The organism is Megasphaera cerevisiae DSM 20462 (assembly GCF_001045675.1).
GTDB lineage: Bacteria > Bacillota > Negativicutes > Veillonellales > Megasphaeraceae > Megasphaera > Megasphaera cerevisiae.
Genome location: NZ_LEKT01000157.1, coordinates 1 through 684, shown reverse-complemented (window position 1 = coordinate 684; position 684 = coordinate 1). Strand labels below are relative to the sequence as shown.

Annotated in this window: 1 protein-coding gene; it reads right to left on the bottom strand. The window is 40.8% G+C overall.

Going from position 1 to position 684, the window contains the following annotated elements:
* Positions 1 to 684 (bottom strand): PTS sugar transporter subunit IIC (locus AB840_RS15515; RefSeq protein WP_048515706.1); only part of this gene is annotated, 684 nt, incomplete at both ends.

Below are 684 nucleotides of genomic sequence, written 5' to 3'. Positions count from 1 at the left end.
ACCCATACTAGTACCTAATAAGTTTAATGACTTAATTGGGCCTACTAATCCGATTAAACCAAACCCAGCCGAATCAGGTGTACCTTTAATATTAAGCAACCCGCCTACGAGTCCTGATACTGCAGCGGTACATGTAACTGGTAAAAATATAATAGGATGTCGAATGGTATTCGGCATCATTAATTTAACGGCACCGAGTAACACTGAAATAGGAACACCTACTTTGTTAACACGCCATGCCCCTAGTGCTAGCATAATAGCACTGGCAGAGACACCTACAGCGGCTGAACCTGCTGCGAGCCCTGAAATACCAATGGCAATACCAATACCAATCGCAGATATCGGTGACACAATAAGAATAGAGAATATCACTGCAATTAGAATTGTCATAATGATAGGTTGTGTATTTGTTAAGCTATTAACAACACTACCTATGCCCACTGTTATCAATTTGGTATAAGGCAGTAATAATAATCCTAAGAGACCAGGAATACCACCGGCAACGATGGGTAAGATAATCATATTTAAACTGCCTGCACGATCTCCGATGATTAAAATAATACCTACTGCAATCGCTCCGGTAATCATGGTATTAATTAAATCTCCGATACCTGTAATGACCCATTGGTGATTTGTAATTGTCGTTGCACCAGAACCGACAAATGTTGCTGCACCAACCACAGC